At 41.5% G+C, this 18,216-nt stretch carries 14 protein-coding genes; 10 read left to right on the forward strand and 4 right to left on the reverse strand.

The window, feature by feature from the left end; translation table 11 throughout:
* The 3 genes from IEY42_RS04945 to IEY42_RS04955 form a co-directional block, all read right to left on the reverse strand.
* Nucleotides 1-336 (reverse strand): ISAs1 family transposase (locus IEY42_RS04945; protein ID WP_188924225.1); only part of this gene is annotated, 336 nt, incomplete at its 3' end.
* Nucleotides 337-425: 89 nt separating this feature from the next.
* Nucleotides 426-836, reverse strand: coding sequence for a transporter substrate-binding domain-containing protein (locus IEY42_RS04950; protein ID WP_229779924.1), 411 nt, complete (start codon nt 834-836; stop codon nt 426-428).
* 357 nt (nt 837-1,193) lie between these two features.
* Nucleotides 1,194-1,361 (reverse strand): hypothetical protein, encoded by a 168-nt coding sequence (locus tag IEY42_RS04955; RefSeq protein WP_188924226.1) that lies wholly within the window; start codon nt 1,359-1,361, stop codon nt 1,194-1,196.
* Nucleotides 1,362-1,512: 151 nt separating this feature from the next.
* Here IEY42_RS04955 and IEY42_RS04960 point away from each other — a divergent pair, with 151 nt between their 5' ends.
* The 9 genes from IEY42_RS04960 to IEY42_RS05000 all read left to right on the forward strand — a co-directional run bounded on the left by IEY42_RS04960 (nt 1,513) and on the right by IEY42_RS05000 (nt 16,314).
* The gene (locus IEY42_RS04960) at nt 1,513-3,111 is read left to right on the forward strand and encodes an ABC-F family ATPase (RefSeq protein WP_188924227.1); all 1,599 of its coding nucleotides are present in this window, start codon (nt 1,513-1,515) and stop codon (nt 3,109-3,111) included.
* A 210-nt stretch (nt 3,112-3,321) separates the two neighbouring features.
* Entirely contained in the window at nt 3,322-5,562 is a 2,241-nt protein-coding gene (locus IEY42_RS04965; RefSeq protein WP_188924228.1) for a peptidase U32 family protein, read from the forward strand.
* 172 nt (nt 5,563-5,734) lie between these two features.
* Complete coding sequence (locus IEY42_RS04970; protein ID WP_188924229.1) at nt 5,735-6,088, forward strand: YkgJ family cysteine cluster protein; 354 nt, start codon at nt 5,735-5,737, stop codon at nt 6,086-6,088.
* 121 nt (nt 6,089-6,209) lie between these two features.
* On the forward strand, nt 6,210-6,884 hold the full coding sequence (locus IEY42_RS04975) for a glutathione S-transferase (RefSeq protein WP_188924230.1): 675 nt from the start codon (nt 6,210-6,212) through the stop codon (nt 6,882-6,884).
* 612 nt (nt 6,885-7,496) lie between these two features.
* Nucleotides 7,497-10,478, forward strand: coding sequence for a TonB-dependent receptor (locus IEY42_RS04980; protein ID WP_188924231.1), 2,982 nt, complete (start codon nt 7,497-7,499; stop codon nt 10,476-10,478).
* Between the two features lie 484 nt (nt 10,479-10,962).
* The gene (locus IEY42_RS04985; protein WP_188924232.1) at nt 10,963-11,841 is read left to right on the forward strand and encodes an NAD(P)-dependent oxidoreductase; all 879 of its coding nucleotides are present in this window, start codon (nt 10,963-10,965) and stop codon (nt 11,839-11,841) included.
* Nucleotides 11,842-12,160: 319 nt separating this feature from the next.
* Nucleotides 12,161-12,763: a hypothetical protein gene (locus tag IEY42_RS04990; RefSeq protein WP_188924233.1), complete on the forward strand. Its 603-nt coding sequence runs from the start codon at nt 12,161-12,163 to the stop codon at nt 12,761-12,763.
* Between the two features lie 98 nt (nt 12,764-12,861).
* Nucleotides 12,862-13,449, forward strand: coding sequence for a class I SAM-dependent DNA methyltransferase (locus IEY42_RS04995; protein ID WP_188924234.1), 588 nt, complete (start codon nt 12,862-12,864; stop codon nt 13,447-13,449).
* 9 nt (nt 13,450-13,458) lie between these two features.
* Nucleotides 13,459-16,314: a DEAD/DEAH box helicase family protein gene (locus tag IEY42_RS05000; RefSeq protein WP_188924235.1), complete on the forward strand. Its 2,856-nt coding sequence runs from the start codon at nt 13,459-13,461 to the stop codon at nt 16,312-16,314.
* A gap of 100 nt (nt 16,315-16,414) precedes the next feature.
* On the opposite strand, the gene IEY42_RS05005 is transcribed toward IEY42_RS05000, so the two are convergent.
* Nucleotides 16,415-17,269 carry a CLCA_X family protein gene (locus IEY42_RS05005; RefSeq protein ID WP_188924236.1) on the reverse strand — a complete coding sequence of 285 codons (855 nt, stop codon included), beginning with the start codon at nt 17,267-17,269 and terminating at the stop codon, nt 16,415-16,417.
* Between the two features lie 363 nt (nt 17,270-17,632).
* Between IEY42_RS05005 and IEY42_RS05010 the strand changes: the two genes are divergently transcribed.
* On the forward strand, nt 17,633-18,148 hold the full coding sequence (locus tag IEY42_RS05010) for a DUF302 domain-containing protein (protein WP_188924237.1): 516 nt from the start codon (nt 17,633-17,635) through the stop codon (nt 18,146-18,148).
* Nucleotides 18,149-18,216: the final 68 nt, after the last annotated feature.

An 18,216-nucleotide genomic window follows, 5' to 3' on the forward strand; every position in this document is an offset into this window, starting at 1 on the left:
TGTCTTGCCGTCTATCGCGATAAGTTGACCTTGCGTTATTTCATGCACGGCTTGCATCCACTTTATGAAACACAGCCTAAATTGCTCGGGGTCAATGCGTGAGATGGTCCTCGCGATGGTGTCATCGACAGGGACACCATCACTTAAATATCCATGCTGTTGAAACCAATCAAGATGACCATCTGCGTAGTCACGGATCTCGCTCCAGCCCTCGGCGCCTGCTATAACGCCACACAAGGTAACAAATAAAATATCTTCGAGAGGGTAAGTGATTTTAGCCGATTGACGAGTGTCGGTAAGCTCACTGAAAAAGGTTGTGAAGGCTTCAAGGTACATATTTTACTCTCCTAAAAGAGAGTATAAGATCACAGCTAAGCCAAGGCGTCAAACAGATTGTGTGTCAATATCAGCAGCTCAAAAAACGTTCACGATCTCACCCTGAATAAATAGGCTTGTTCTCGCTCAGGGGTTTTTACCATTGTTAAAATGGCATCGATATTATTTTGCTGTAGATTATTAACAATGTCTGGCCATTTATGCTCGTCATTAATGACAAACTCAATGCCTGTTTTATCACTAATCAAAGATAATATATCAATCGCTAGGCCAACAAGTTGACCGTCTTCATTAAAATAACTATAAGGCGGGAAATAACCGTCGACCCCAATTTTAACCACCGGATGTTGAGACAACCATTGTTGCTCTTGTGCAGTTAACACTGAAAGAGCATGAGTGTTTTCGTCGCGATTTTCTGCTATCAAAGGTTGCGGCAACAACAGCACCAACATCCCAAAGACAAACCATGTAAATGCATAAGTTTTGACTCTCAAAACCATAGTTAGCCGTACTCCATTGAATCTAAAACTGTAAAAAGTTGACCATACAAAAAGTAAAAATAAAAAGGATCAAGTAAACAAAGACTCACTTTTGACGACGCTTATTATTCAAATAAAAACTCAATTACAAAGCAAAAATTAGTAAGCAGTAATATATATAGATTATAAACGTAAATCAGTTGGTTAACTTGAAAATAAATCACTACCACACTTGTTTGAGTCATTATTGTGAGTCAATTCTCAAAAAAATTGTTTTTTATTAATTCAAACAAACAGCTGTTTCGTTTTAGGTCGACTCTGTTTGTGAAATCCACAGGGTTATCACGAGTGTAAAGCTTGTAAATGCTTAGCAATAATTTATTCATAAACTGACAATAACAAAGGTGGATTCATGGCGTTAGTGACAACATTGGCAGGCTTTATCGCTACTGTTATTTCAATGGGTTTATATTTTGCAAAGTAAAACGCATTTTTAGCTAATTCATCCTTAACCAACAGCCACACATGATGTGGTTGTTGGTTCATCTCCTAAAACCTAACTAACATAGATAATAAATCGACAATCGAGAACTTCCCTGTATAATCCGCGACCTTATGTCTTAAGCCCTATCAGTCTTATTTTCACAACGCTACTGTTTGTCGATAACGATGCTGTACCACTCTATGGAAACTTGTTTTGATTTCTACCGCTAATATTACTATGCAGTTTGGCCCTGAGCCGTTGTTTGAAAACATTTCGGCGCAATTTGGCCATGGCAATCGTTACGGCTTAATTGGCGCAAATGGTTGTGGTAAATCCACATTCATGAAAATTCTCAGTGGCGAGTTAGCCCCAACCTCTGGCAACGTATCCATCACGCCAGGTTTAAAAGTCGGTACATTAAGCCAAGACCAGTTCGCCTTTGAAAAATACAGCGTGGTTGATGCTGTGATCATGGGTGACGTTGCATTATGGAAAGTCAAACAAGAGCGTGATTTCATTTATGCTAAAGCAGAAATGACCGATGAAGACGGCATGCGTGTGGGCGATCTTGAAAGCGAATTTGCTGAAATGGATGGCTATACAGCAGAAAGCCGTGCAGGTGAAATCTTACTTGAAGCGGGTATTGAAGAATCATTTCACTTTGGCTTAATGCAACAAGTGGCCCCCGGTTGGAAATTGCGTGTGTTATTAGCACAAGCATTGTTTGCTAACCCAGATATCTTGTTACTAGACGAACCCACCAACAACTTGGACATTCATACCATTAGTTGGTTAGCAGAAGAGCTAAACAAGCGTAAGTGCACCATGATTATCATTTCGCACGACAGACACTTCTTGAACTCTGTGTGTACTCATATGGCCGACATCGACTACGGCGAATTACGTATTTACCCAGGTAACTACGAATACTTCCTCGAGCAATCAAGCTTGATTCGTGAGCAGTTATTAGCCGGTAATGCTAAAAAGAGTGCTGAAATTGACGAACTACAAGATTTCGTTAACCGTTTTGGTGCTAACGCATCTAAAGCAAAGCAAGCCAGTTCTCGCGCTAAAAAAATGGATAAAATTAAGCTTGATGACGTTAAATCATCTAGCCGTATTACCCCATCAATTCGCTTTACCGAATCTAAAAAATTACACCGCCAAGCGCTCGTGTTAGAAGAATTAGGCCATGGTTTTGATGAAGTGTTATTTGAACACGGCGACCTCATCCTTGAAGCTGGTTCTAAACTGGCGATTATCGGTGAAAACGGCGTGGGTAAAACCACCCTATTACGTTGTTTAGTAAACGAACTTCAACATAATCACGGCCGCATTAAATGGTCTGAAAACGCCGCCATTGGTTATTGCCCGCAAGACAGCAGCGCCGACTTCGACAATGACATGACATTATTTGATTGGATGTCACTGTGGCGCACCCCCAAACACAATGATTTAATGGTCCGTGGCATGCTAGGCCGTTTATTATTTACCGAAGATGACGCCAACAAAAAAGTGCGTAATTGTTCAGGTGGTGAGAAAAACCGTTTATTATTTGGTAAGTTAATGATGATGGACATTAACGTACTGGTAATGGACGAACCCACAAACCACATGGACATGGAAGCGATTGAAGCATTAAATCAAGCCTTGAAATTATTTGAAGGCACTTTGATTTTTGTTAGTCACGACCGCGAGTTTGTATCATCACTCGCAAATCGAATCATTGATTTAAAAGACAAAAAGCTGATTAACTTCCAAGGTACTTATGATGAATATCTTGCAAGCCAGGCAGAAGCCGAAAGCAAGTAATAACATTAACAACGGTTAATGAGCTTGCGGTTCATCGCAGTTAGCGATGTAATAAAGGCCTTTATTGATGGCGAACTTAAGCCGCAATAGAGGCCTTTTACTTTTAGGCTGTTTCAGCTAAGCCGTTTAAATAGACTGTTTAGCAACAAGATAAAGATGTTACATCGACTTATTACACTCATATTAACGGACTAACAAAGCGAACTTATCATGACGAGAAAAATCGAATTACTGGCACCCGGTGGAGACGTCGATGCAATCAAAGCAGCAATCATAGCCGGCGCCAACGCGGTATATTGCGGCCTAGATACCTTCAACGCCCGTAACCGAGCGGCTAACCTGTCGTTCGATGACTTAATTGGTGTGATTGCCCTAGCCCATCAATACCAATGTGAAGTCTTCTTAACCATGAATATTGTCATTCTGGAAAACGAAGTGTCCACGTTAGTTAAGTTGCTTAATCAACTGGTTAATACCGGTATCGACGGCATCATAGTACAAGATTTAGGGCTGTTTAATCTGGTCAGCAAGCATTTCCCATCGTTAGCCATTCATGCCTCTACTCAGCTAACCACTCACAATGAAGGCCAAATTGGTTTCTTGGCCAAAATTGGCGCAACGCGAGTCAACTTATCGCGCGAGTTAAACCTAGGCGAAATTAAAAGCTTAACGAGCCTGGCACACGATCACGATGTATTAACAGAAGTGTTTGTGCACGGCGCCTTGTGTATTGCCTTCTCTGGCCAGTGTTATTCAAGCTCAGTAAGTGTTGGTAACTCAGGTAACCGCGGGCGCTGTAGCCAGGCCTGTCGTGACGAATATGAAATCACCGCAGCAGGTAATAAGTTTCCGCTAAATTTAAAAGACAATTCAGCCTATTTTGATTTACCCGAATTAGTCGATGCTGGGGTTGATTCGTTAAAAATTGAAGGCCGTATTAAAGGCGCGCAATACGTCCACACAGTGGTAGACACTTGGCGCAAGCAAATTGATCAGTTTGTCGACACTGGCAAATTATTGGCTGACGACTCAAACCTATATAAAGTGTTTAACCGCGATTTTACCAACTCATTTTTAAAAGGTAATCTCACCAAAGATATGTTTATCGACAACCCGCGCGATAACAGCTTTAAACATGCCAACGACGTCAACAATGCTATTTCTGTGGTGCAAATCCAAGAAGCACAACACACATTATCAACGGCTAAAGATGCCATTGTTGAATTAGTCGCCGAAAAAATTAATCATTTAAACATCGAAAAACCGTCTTTAACCCTGGCATTTGCGGGTAAAGCGGGCCAAACATTGTCAATCACGGTCACCACGCCAGAGCAACATTTTGTGCTTGAATCAAGCTCAACGCTCACCCAAGCGACGGAGTCATTTATTGATGAGGCAGCAATTGAAAAACGCTTTAAGAGTTTAAAAAGCACGGGTTATCAGTTACAGCCGTTTAATTTCGATAACCTAGATACCGAGTTAACCCTGCCGTTTAGTCAACTTACCCAACTTAAAAACCAATTATTACTGCAACTTACACAGCGAGAATACATTGGCGCTGTGACATTACCTAAGTTAGTTAAGCACCCAAAAGTGACCGAAACACCAAGCTTATCATTGCTAATAAGCGATGAAAAAGACGTTAACTTATGCGATGTTACCAATGCCGACATTTACTTTAAGCTGCCAGAAAGCTTTAAGAAAAACGACAACAAATACATCGACATATTTTTGCGTAATCCAAGACTCATTCCGTGGTTTCCTGCGGTATTGATTGGTAAAGACTATATAGAAGCAGTACGACTGCTAGAAGCAGTAAAACCTGCACGTATTGTCAGTAATAATACCGGTGTCGCATTTAAAGCCTATGAAATGGGCATAGACTGGATAGCAGGTCCGTTTTTAAACACCACCAACTCATACGCGTTAATGACACTGCAAGAGCAGTTAAATTGCGCAGGTGCGTTTATTTCTAACGAGATTAATCGTAATCAAATTAGAAACATCAGCAGACCAAAAAACTTTAAACTGCTGTATAGCATTTATCATCCCATTTTGATGATGACCAGCCGCCAATGCTTTTTCCAACAAACGGTGGGTTGTAATAAACCCAGTATTGAAGATGGTTGCATGCTTAAATGCGAAAAAGCCACCACCATTACCAACGTAAAAGGCATCTCGTTTGCAGTCGACAAGCAAAAAGGTGGCTACCCGAGCATTTATAACCATGAGCAGTTTTTAAATATCGAAGCCGTAGAAGACTTATCACACTTATTTGACGAGTTCTTTATCGACTTAACCGATATTGGTTCAGGCTCAAAAGCTGAAATTGACAAAGTGCAATTGGTTAACCATTTTGAAAACGTACTAAAAGGCCTAAACGAAGCCAAAGTTCAACTAAACCAATTGGTGACCGTGTCGACCAATGCGCAATACCAACAAGGATTATAAAGCCAACCGCTTTTAGCTGACCCATTGACACAGTCGTAACGATAACAAGAATGTGCTGAGTCAATGGGAACAGTGATACGTTTGAGTTAATGTGAGTTTCAATTTTAATCAATCACTTAACATCACAGCGTAAAGAGCAAAACGTTATAGTTAATACAATAGAAGTAACGATATGAATAATGACATCGAAATAGTCGATCTACTCCGAGAGCGTATTCCCTCTTTTGAATGCAAACCCGGTTGCCATGATTGCTGCGGGCCTGTCACCACCTCATCTGCTGAAATGGCCAGGCTACCGGTTAAAACCGACGCAGAACATGACGCGGCATTAGCTGAATGGAATTGTGTTCATTTAGGCCCAAATGGTTGCGAAGTCTATGAACAGCGGCCACTTATTTGCCGACTGTTTGGCACCACACCTCGTATGCCATGCCCTGAAGATCGCGCACCAGACAAAATGATCGACACTAAAACAGAACAGCAAATCCATCATTACATAGCCAACACTCGTCAAGTATTGGTGTAGCATTTATGTAGTGATGTGGATTACAAAAGGTGCTGATAGAAATTGCTTTAGCTAGATCCAATAAACTCAATACTCGTATGCCGATTGAAAAGTGAATGCCAACAATAAGAGAACACTTCAGATGACATTACCTGTGCTCTACTCATTACGAAACTGCCCTTACGCAATGCGGGCAAGGTTGGCAATTTACGCATCGGGTCAACAAGTGCATATACGTGACCTAGTATTAAGCAACAAACCTGCAGAATTACTGGCCGTATCGCCTAAAGCCACCGTGCCAGTATTAGTGATCAAGGCCAATGCAGCTTTAAGCCATGACCATGTTATTGACGAAAGTCTCGCAATTATGCAGTGGGCTTTTTCGCAAACCGATCCTAATGATTATCTGCACAGCCAATCAGCTACCGCACTGCCGCAAATGCTCGCAATCATTACTCAATTTGACACTGAGTTTAAAGGATTGCTTGAACAATACCGCTGTGCCAAGCGTTACCATGAGCCAAGCCTCACTCAACACCGACAAGCCTGTGAGCAATACCTTGGCGATCTCGAGCGACGATTAACTCAACATCACTATTTAATGTCAAACAACCCTAGCTTGGTCGATTTAGCCTTAATGCCGTTTATCCGTCAGTTTGCTCGAGTTGAACGTCAATGGTATCTGCAAGCGCCCTACCCAAAGTTGCGCCAATGGCTTAACCACTACTTACAAAGCAAAATGTTCACTAAGGTCATGGCGCAATATCCATTATGGCTAGAAACAAAACAAGACTACATATTTGGTCACAGCCAATAACCGATGCTTGTCGCTTTTGCAGCTGATTATCACACTTGCAGCGACCCTATTACCACAACGCCTGCTCTAGCTTGCCCTCATTTCAATAGCCCCAAAATATTCCACACAAATAAAAGTGCATATACATTACCTAAATAGCCTGCAAATCATACACATTTAGCGCCCCTTAAATGTTATCAACCCAACTTGAGTCACTGTAATTAAAACAAACATCAATTTACACAGTGTTAATTGCCCGCCGCAAATGCTTTGTGACAGTGAAAACCTGCAAAGGTAATACCAATAACTTAAACGCGGTTAACCAAAACCATTACCACGGTATTGGTATTAAAATTAACAAATGTAGGTAATTCGTTAATGTAATCTGGGATTGTGTTTTTCGATTACCGATAAATAACTACCCAATTAGGGTTAAACCGCCCTGCTAACCCCTGTGGTAGCGCCTCATAGCACAAATGACCACAACATAGACCTTGGTATGACAATGTTAATAATTTGGTAATATAGATTGCATTCACCAACATCGTGTTATATAAATGTTGCTGTTGAATAAAACAACAACAATTGGTAGACCGGATTGTCATACCAAATCCAAATTCTTTGGGGGGAATTATGAAGCTTAATAAAATAAGTGCATTGTTTAGCAACTCTAAATTTAAAGCGACCAACATTACCATTTTTGGTGCAACGTTAACGGCAGTGTTAACAATGCCTGGCGCATTTGCTGCAGATGAAGAACAAACAGTAGAAGAAGTAGATACAAGCGAAATCGAAGTTATTGCGGTACGTGGTATCTTCGGTAGCTTAAAAGCAGCCAACTTACTAAAACGTACTGATGCCCGTATTGTTGATGCTATCGTTGCAGAAGATATTGGTAAATTACCAGATAACAATATTGCAGAAGCACTTCAACGTATTACCGGTGTGTCAATCGAATCAGACTTTGGTGTCGGTGAGTCGGTGACCATTCGTGGTGTGTCTGAAAACTTAATATTACTTAATGGCCGCTCAACTGCTGGCCCTGGTCGTGGCGGTATTAGCCTTGATGACTTCCCTTCAAGCTTCTTAAAAACAGTTGAAGTCATTAAATCACCTACACCAGAAATGATCGAAGGTGCACTTGGCGGTACAGTTAATATGCAAACTGTACGTCCACTTGAACTTTCAGAACCGCTTATTGCCATCACGCTTGATGGCGAATATGCCGACAAAACAGAAAACGTTGCGCCTAACTTCACTGCAGCAATGGGTGATAACTGGGACTTAGGCGACAATGGTACCTTTGGTGCATCGGTTAACTTGTCATACCAAGATCGCGAACTACGTCGTGACGAATTCTTTAACAAAGTCACTTTAGAAGACGACATTGATATTGATGGTGACGGCACAGTCGATGTATCTGGCGGCCCTAACGGTAAATACTTACGCCGTACAGAAAGCACTGTTGAACAAAAAACCGAAGAGCGTGAACGTACTGCTTACGGTATTTCATTACAATGGGCACCGGCCAGCGAAGATCTGAACGTTTATCTTGATATGAACGCAACTGAATTAGACGGTGGCCAAGCAGCCTACTCTATTCTTGACGTTGGTGGTTCAGTATCGCCACGTAGCGACTCTTATTACGACAGTAATGGTCAGCTGCATAACTATGATTTAACCGGCGTGTTAACCATTCCTAAAACTTGGAGTGACTTCACCACCAGTGAATCAACATCTCATGCGATTGGTGCAGAATGGGTTATTAACGACAACTTTGAAGTCTCTGGTGAATATTCAATTTCAAAATCAGAAGAGCGCCAAACAGCTTCAGAATTTAACCTACGTCCTATTGAGCGTACTGAACCAACGTTAGACTTAGTCACTCACACCAGTACAGGTAGCTCAACCAGTGGAGATGGTATTCCATCATATGTATTTGCTGACACTGGCATGCTAACCAATCCAGACAACCTGGTTTTCCGTGAGTTTTACCACAAAACGCTAGACACAGACAACGAAGAACAAGCGTTACGTTTTGACCTTAAAGTGAATGATATTGGTGTTGATTTTGTCACAGCATTTAAAGCAGGTGTTCGCTTTACCGACCGAGACTACACTGCAAACCGCTTTGACCTTAAGCCAAACGGTAACACCTTAAAAGATTCTTATAAAAGAGCCACCAACGAAGACGGTTTATACAGCCCTACTTGGATTGATAACGCCATTATCGCTGACAGCTTTAAAACCATTAACATGGACAACTCTTTTGACCAAACAGGCATTGCCGGTCAAAACGACTTACTGACCTACAATGTTTACGATGCTGAACAACTACAAGATGCTGAAGCAACTTATGCATTAGTTCAACAAATGTTAGCAGGTACCTCTTACGCGATGAACGGCTCATTAGCCGACAACATGGTCGAAGACACAGGTGCTTATAAAACGATTAATGAGAAAACCAGCGCAATCTACGCACAATTCCACTTAGACTTTGAAGACATCTCAGCGGTTGTGGGTGGTCGTTATATTCAAACTGAACTGGAATCAAGCATTGTAGATTCAGTGGATGCCAACGGAAACAAAGTACTTGATACCGGTAAAAATGATTATTCAGACTTTTTACCAAGCTTAAACGTGACCTATAGCTTGTCACAAGAAACCTTAATACGCTTTGCGGCGGCAAAAGTAATGCGTCGTGCTGACTTTGGTGAATTAAGCCCTGCACTGTCTATCGATAACTCGTTAGTCACCGGTACTCAAGGTTCTTACCAATTAGATCCTTACCGCGTAACGCAATATGACTTATCAGTAGAACACTACTTTGGTGACGGCGGTATCTTATCTGCAGCACTATTCTACAAAGATGTTAAATCCTTCACTCAAACAGACAGTAGCTGTTTAGCCGACTCAAGCACTATCTCTGGCCAAAACACCACACAGTGGAACAACATCTGTTTGCTTAACACCGCAGGTGAAAGCCAAGGCGACATCATCAATGCAACTCAAGACCAGGGCTTAGCCTATGTTGATGCAGAAAAAGCAGCAGGCCGCACAGGTATTGTCATTGAAACTGACGTTAACGGCGGTAGCGGTGAAGTACGTGGTTTAGAGCTAGGTTACCAGCAACAGCTTGATTTCTTACCAGGTATCTGGTCAGGGTTAGGTGTTAATGCTAACTATACGTTTGCAGACAGTGAGCAACCAGACGGCAACGAATTGCTGAATATTTCAAAGCATACAGCAAACACGCAGATTTACTGGGAAGGCGAAGATTTACAACTACGTCTTGCATACAACTGGCGTGACCGTTACTTAGATGACCAAAGCACTAAGCGTGTACAAACTGTAGGTGCATTAGGTTACAACGTATTTAACCAAAATGACCCATCAGCTGATAACTACGACCCAACTGTAGGTAATAGTTACCGTGAAGCACGTGGCCAGTTCGATTTCTCTGTTAGCTATGACATCAACGAACACTTTACCGTTGTTGCCAACGCAGTAAACCTAACAGGTGAGCCAATTGAATACACCACAGAGCTTGGTTCAGTATGGGCTTACAGCGAAGCTGACCAACGTTACACACTAGGCGTTCGAGCTAAGTTCTAATAGCCAACGACATAAAGAGCCTATCAAATTGATAGGCTCTTTTGATTAAGCCCTTTGGTGTTATTACGTCGTACTCTTGTTAATACACTTTAAGCTGAAAACAAACAGACAATACACCAAGAATTAACCCAATAATTGAACGTTAATGAGTTATAAAACCCATAAATGATAACGCCTTAACCTTGTTGCCATACCCATAATATTTCAGTAATAAGTATGTAAAACAAACAAATATACTGCCCTATTAAGTTTGTCAGTCCAACCTGCAGTAATTGTTTGACAACCAACGCAAGGTCTATTACCATTTTGTAAGACAGCTTGGTAAGCAGGTCGATAATCCTGCCATTATACGGGTTCAAAAAATTCAAAATAACAAATTGCGATACCTGCGCCCTATGTCAACACACGCGCATAGCACGCCTCTTAAAGGCACAGCAATTTACAACACACAGTTAAGCAAAACCAATATATGTAGGAGTTACAAATGACAAAGCCAGTCATCGGATTTATCGGCCTTGGCCTTATGGGCGGCAACATGGTTGAGAACTTACAAAAAAGAGGTTATCAACTTAATGTAATGGACCTTAACAAAGACGCAGTAGCAACCTGTGTCGCTCGTGGCGCAAACACGGTTGCTTCAGCCAAAGAACTTGCCGAAGCAAGTGACATTGTTATGTTATGTCTTACCACCTCTGCAGTGGTTGAAAAAATTGTATATGGCGACGACGGCATTCTAGCGGGTATTAAAGAAGGCGCTGTACTTGTTGATTTTGGTACTTCAATTCCATCTTCAACTCGTAAAATCGGTGCTGATTTAGCTGCTAAAGGCGCAGGCATGATCGACGCCCCACTCGGCCGTACTCCAGCTCACGCAAAAGACGGTTTATTAAACATCATGGCCGCTGGCGACATGGACACCTTTAACAAGGTAAAACCTGTGCTTGATGAGCAAGGCGAAAATGTATTCCACCTAGGCGCATTAGGCGCTGGCCACACCACTAAGTTAATCAATAACTTTATGGGTATGACTACAGTGTGTGCTATGTCACAAGCCTTTGCTGTCGCAGAGCTTGCCGGTGTTGACCGCGCACAATTGTTCGACATCATGTCAGCGGGTCCATCTAACTCACCGTTTATGAAGTTTTGTAAAAACTACGCCGTTGATGGTGTAAGCGACTTAGGCTTCTCTATTGCTAACGCCAATAAAGATTTAGGCTACTTCTTAAAAATGGTAGAAGACTTAGGCACTCAATCTAAGATTGCCGAAGGTTCATCTGCTAACTTACAAGCCGCATTTGATGCTGGTTTAGGTAACGGCAACGTACCAGAAATCTTCGACTACTTTGTTAAGCTAGCAAAATAGTCATATTGCATCGCCCGATAAGGGCTTTATAAATGCAACATTTAAAAGGTCTTCGTAATGAAGACCTTTTTTATCATCAAAATAAGTCGGATACTCAGCTATGCAGATTACATTTTATTCACATAAAAACGATGTAAACTTAAGCCATCTAAAACGTAAAGATGTTAGCCGAATCTGTCACAACACACATTCTTAAAAAACATAAGCCCTATCAACGATATTTATCATTTAACGACACTTTTTGTGGTCGTCAATCTGGTCAGCATAATCAATACACGGTATGGTTACACCAAACCAGAATACTGATATCGGACTTTGATTGTTTACCTACAATATCAATGGCAAAGCCAGCCGCCACTTTACTTATGCAGACCTAATAAACTGCGGCAATACGGCACAATTGCATCAAATTGAAAACTTACCTAAACAACCTGAAACCTGGCGCGCACTCAGTGCATTGGCGACAAGAATACTCGACCCAATCGTCGACCAATTTGGGCCAATTAACTTAACCTACGGATTTTGCTCACCAGAGCTTGCACGGTTAATCGCTAAAAATCCTAACCCGCACATCGCCCCAAAGCTCGACCAACATTGCGCCCACGAACTCAATATCAAGCAAGCCATCATTTGCTCACGCCTAGGCGCCGCATGCGACTTCACCGTGCTCAATAAACCCGATGGTACACCAAACAATACAACAGTCGACATGCAACAGGTAGCACTGTGGATTTGCCAAAATCTTAAGTTTGATCGCCTCTATTACTACGGCAAACACCGACCACTGCATATCAGCTTTGGACCACAACAAAACCAGTTTTTACAAACCATGAAAACCAACCCAGACACTGGCCACCGAGTGCCATCAAAAAAAGGCCGAGGGCCAACCGCAATCAGTGTGATTGAACAGGTTGATTATTGATTTTGGTTGGATTCGTCCCTAGTTTGAATACAAACTAAATACTTGAGACAGCTATAATTTATCGATAAACTCACATCAGAATAAATATAGGATGAGTTATGTCTACCATCGAGTTTTACAATCAACATTCCCAAGCCTTTTTTGACTCAACTGTTAATGCTGATGTCAGTGAACTTTATCAAACATTTGTCAGTCAATTACCGGTTAATGCTCGTGTTTTAGATGCGGGTTGTGGTTCTGGACGAGACAGCAAAGCCTTTATTGATATGGGTTACCGAGTCATGGCGATTGATGCAAGTGCAGAATTAGCTAAAACGGCCTCAGAATACATAGGCCAAACGGTAGCAGTATGCACCTTTGATGATATTGACCTCTCCCATAAATTTGACGGTATTTGGGCTTGCGCTTCTTTACTTCATGTTGAAGCAAACGCCCTACCCAAAACCTTTGCCAAGTTAGCCAGCACACTGGTACCCAATGGCGTATTTTATTGCTCTTTCAAATATGGTGTACAAGAACGAACTCATAATGGCCGTTTTTTTGCTGATGCCGATGAGTCTTTGCTTGAGCAATGGATACAAGGTTCAGGTTTGACGTGCAAACATACCTGGGTGACTACAGATGTACGCCCAGATCGCGCAAACGAAAAGTGGCTAAATGCCATTCTTATTAAGACCTCAAAGTAGAGAAACGTCATGAAGTTAGCAGAAGGACCTGTATTAACTAGCGGTGGTTTTGATGACCCGTTTTTACCTAAGTTATTGCAAGCGATAAACCGAGCAAGCAATATTGAAATCTCGGTTTCTTTTATTCAACGTTCTGGGCTGGATTTAATCTTTGATGCGTTATCAGATGCCTTAGATCGCCAAGCCAGTATTGATATTGTCACCTCTGACTACCTTTGTATTACCGATCCCGTAGCATTACGTCACCTGATGATTTTGCAATCTCGCGGCGCTAAAACTAAAATATTCACCTGTAAAAGCGGCCAAAGCTTTCACATGAAAACCTACATTTTTGTTCAACAACACAGCGATAAAAATGATACCGGTTGTGCGTATGTGGGCTCAAACAACATCAGCAAGGCCGCGTTTACCCATGCGTTCGAGTGGTGTTTGCGTCATGACTTAGTTGAAAATCAAGACCCCAGCGAATTTATCTATATTCGCCAGCAATTTTTGCAGATTTTTAATCATCAGCAATCGATGCATCTTACTGATGATTTTATCAATCGTTATGCCGAAAAACGCAAAGTGGTTAAGCCGCCGCTTGCAATCGTTAATGAAGTTGAACCAGAAGAACCTGCACCCAATTTTGCTCAGCAAGAAGCTTTATCAGCCCTTGCCAACACACGCTTAGCATTGCAATCCAAAGGTTTGGTGGTTTTAGCCACTGGCATGGGAAAAACATGGTTAGCGGCATTCGATGTACAGCAATTTAACGCCCGTAAAGTACTCTTTGTTGCACACCGAGAAGAAATATTACTGCAGGCAGAGCGCACGTTTAAGACATTGTTACCTAAACTTATTAGCGGCCATTTTAATGCCAAAACCAAAGTTGTTGATGCCGATATTGTGTTTGCATCGATTCAAACATTAGGTCAGCAAACACACCTCAATCAGGTGAACCCAAATCATTTTGATTATGTCATTGTCGATGAATTTCATCATGCCGGTGCCAGCAGTTACCAATCATTATTAAACCACTTTACCCCGCAGTTTTTATTAGGCTTAACCGCCACGCCTGAGCGTACAGATCAGGCGGATATTCTTTCCCTGTGTGATAACAATTTAGTTTACGAAAAGAACATTATTGATGGTATTGAGCTTGGTATCTTGGTGCCATTTCAATATCAAGGCATTAATGATGACACGGTTAATTATCAAGACTTACCTTGGCGAAACGGCAAGTTTGATCCCAAAGCTCTCGAAAACCAATTTGCCACCGAAAAACGTGCCAAGCATGTTTTTGGCCATTGGCAAAAACACAAACAACAACGCACTTTAGCGTTTTGTGTATCAAAAGCGCATGCAGATTATATGGCCAACTGGTTTTCACACCGAGGTATTAATGCGGTTTCGGTACACAGTGGCTCTGACGTAAGACGCGCAGAAGCCTTGAGCTTGTTAGAATCAGGCAAAATTGATGTGATTTTTTCAGTCGATTTATTCAATGAAGGTACCGACTTACCTTCAATTGATACCATTTTGATCCTGCGCCCTACTGAATCAAAAATCTTATTTTTACAGCAATTAGGTCGAGGTTTGCGTTCCTCGCCTGAAACCAATAAAAAGTTTGTATCGGTTATCGACTTTATTGGTAATCACATCAGCTTTTTGAATCGTCCAATGGCGTTATTGCAAGCTTCTGATCATAAGCAGGCGATTGCACGTTTAAACAATCCCAAATTAAACCACCAGTGTTTGATTAATATTGACCCTGAATTAATCAATTTTTGGCAGCAATTGAAGCTGGATTACACCAAAGCAGATCAACAATATCAATTACTCAAAGACGAGTTAGGCCATCGTCCTACCGCTACAGAGTTTTATCATAGCGGCTACGCTTGGAATAAAATGACCAAGCAATTTGGTAGTTGGTTTGAGCTAGTTATCAGCCAAGATCCACAAGATAGTCAATTGAAAACACTCACACCTTACTTGACATTGTTAAGTCGCGGTGTTGAAAAAACCTCAATGACTAAATGCTTCAAAGCAATATTACTTGAAGCGTTTATTGAGCTAAACGGTTTACGCACACCACCGAGTATCGACGCACTTTGTATCAAGAGTTGGCAAGTTTTTAAACGTTATCCAAAATTGTGGGATTTAGATATAAAAGACACAGAAATTCAAAAAGTCGATTCAAACTCATCAGAATGGCGAAAATATTGGTTAAAAAATCCTTTCAAAGCATTTTTGAGTAAAAATAAAACAGATAATCAAGCTTGGTTTAAAATAGAAAAAGATTGTTTTTATCTAAATATTGAACTAATTGAGAATGATATCGAAACGGTTTCAAGCATGATCAAGGAGTTAGTGGACTATCGACTAGCTGAATATATCAATCGAAAATCACCAGCAGCGGTACACCAATTACCTGTTGAGCAACCGCAACACACGTTAATGCATTTTTACCCTGACTTAAAAATTGCTTGCGGTCATTTTAAAACGGGTACTGATGAAAGTAGAGAAACCCTCAAGTTAAATTCGAGTTTTATTAGGCTCGATCCAGCCATTCACTTTATCGCCCAAGCCAGTGGCAACTCAATGAATGGCGGCAAGAACCCCATTCACGATGGTGATTTATTATTACTTGAACGAGTTACTCCAACGAATGCTGGTTCGATTACTGGTAAAATCATGGCTATTGAGATACAGGATGACGCAGGAGACAACCAATACTTACTGCGAAAAGTGAGTAAATTGCCAAATGGTCAATACCAGCTCAATGCACATAACCTTGACTATAACCCCATGATTGCCAATGAAAGCATGGTTACGTTTGCGCGTTTAAAGCAAGTGTTAGATGAAGCTGATTTTGTTGAATAACAAAGTCAGCTAACCAGTGATAAGTAATACCATTTAATCTTGTGATTAATTGTCCACTTATCTCTTGTTACTTATCTCTTGTTACTTTAGTACCAGCCGCTTAAGCATTCGTCTGCTTATCAAATGCAATTCCCAGCGGTTCAAAATAGGCCATTAATGCTTGATAGATTTCGGCGCCGTGTTTGGCATCTGGGTATGCGCCGTGTTTGCTCAGCGGTGAATTGATGGTGCTGTTTACCAGGTATGGGTTGGCGATGTCGGCGTGGGTTTCTGAATACATTTCGATACTGGCTTCAAAGGCACGGGCCATCATTTCGGTGGGTTTGGCAAAGTATTGGCTATTTTGCAGTTTGTCTAACGCAATTGAGCGGCGAACATAGTCGTGGGGTTCGTGGCCGTTGGCGCTTAAAAAGGTGACTTCAAATAACTTAGACAATTGCTGATTTAGCGGATGGTTGACGATGGTTTTATCCGCCAGCCAGTGGTCTGTGGCGCAGGCAAAGCGGTTTGCTGTGCTCATGTAATCGTCGGGGCTTAATAGGCTGTCGTCGATAAACATTTTATCGGCAATGTAATGATCAAAGGCGTGCCAAAACTCGTGGGCTAATGCCCCTGCTCCGGCATTTTTCGCTAATGCTAATTCTTTATATGCTGGCGAGTAATGGGCCTGTACGCCCTTTTGCCCGCCTGAGCCAAAGGCAAACCTCAGGCTGCCGCGTAGGCCAATTAATTCGGGAGGCACACGTAAAATATTGGCAAGGTCGGCCATTGAATCAAAAATCAAATTGGCAGCCAGTGCAGATTCTTGTTTATTGACCCATTTACCGACACGAATATGGCGTAAACCAAAAGTGTCTTTAATGTCTAAAAAGCTCACCGAGGCACCATTACGATAGTCTGGACCTATGCGCTCAAAATAACGCTGGTGGTTTAATAATGAATGATGTGACGCCAAACAATACCTCTGATCAACAAACTGAACTGACACTCTTTTAACTGGTTAGCTAGTTTACAACTTTAGTGCTTTTGAACGTAGCGAAATGTTAAATGCGGATGGATGTTATATATCAATTACCGTAAACCCAACGCTGGCCACCAGCATATTTATTCATATTTATGCAAAAATAAAAGTATTAACCACGGTATTTTTTTAACTGTTATGCATTTAATTGTATATATATGCAAATAAATACAGTTTGGCCATTAAACGTTCAATGAGTTTGATGCTGTTTGATGTGTGAGAGCCACCAGCATTTATACTTGTGTTTATATGGCTATTGGCTTTATGTTGTAATACTCATCACAAATGGAGCATTGTATGATTAACCCTATCCCGCTAGCGTTTATGTTGCTGTGTTCAACGTCACTTGCCTCAACAGCATTTGCTTCAACATCTGAGCTTTCTGCAACTGTAGTAAAGGATTCGTCGCCTACGTCAATGGTCGACAGTCTTGTGACCTTGCAAAGCCAGTATTCACCCAAAGCCACTGCTGACCGTTTTGAGTCAATTATTAAAGATAAGGGCTTTACGGTTTTTGCACGGATTGATCATCAAAAAAATGCCGAAGCTGTTGAGTTAAGTTTACCTGCGACTGAGGTGATTATTTTTGGTAATCCTAAGATTGGTACTCAATTGATGCAGTGTAATCAGCAGGTCGCCATAGATTTACCGCAAAAAGTATTAATTACAGAAGATGCGAACAACAAGGTATGGTTGTCGTTTAACAATCCACAGTATCTTAAACAACGCCACGATATTAAAGGCTGTGATGCGGTGTTAAACAAAATAGCCAATGTGCTCAACACTCTGGCAAAGGCAGCAACGACAAAATAAGTTTTGATGAATAAAAAAAACCAGCGGCATGAAAATGCCACTGGGATTTTTAGTTTCTGCTAGCAGTG

The organism is Shewanella algicola, from assembly GCF_014648035.1.
Lineage (GTDB): Bacteria > Pseudomonadota > Gammaproteobacteria > Enterobacterales > Shewanellaceae > Shewanella > Shewanella algicola.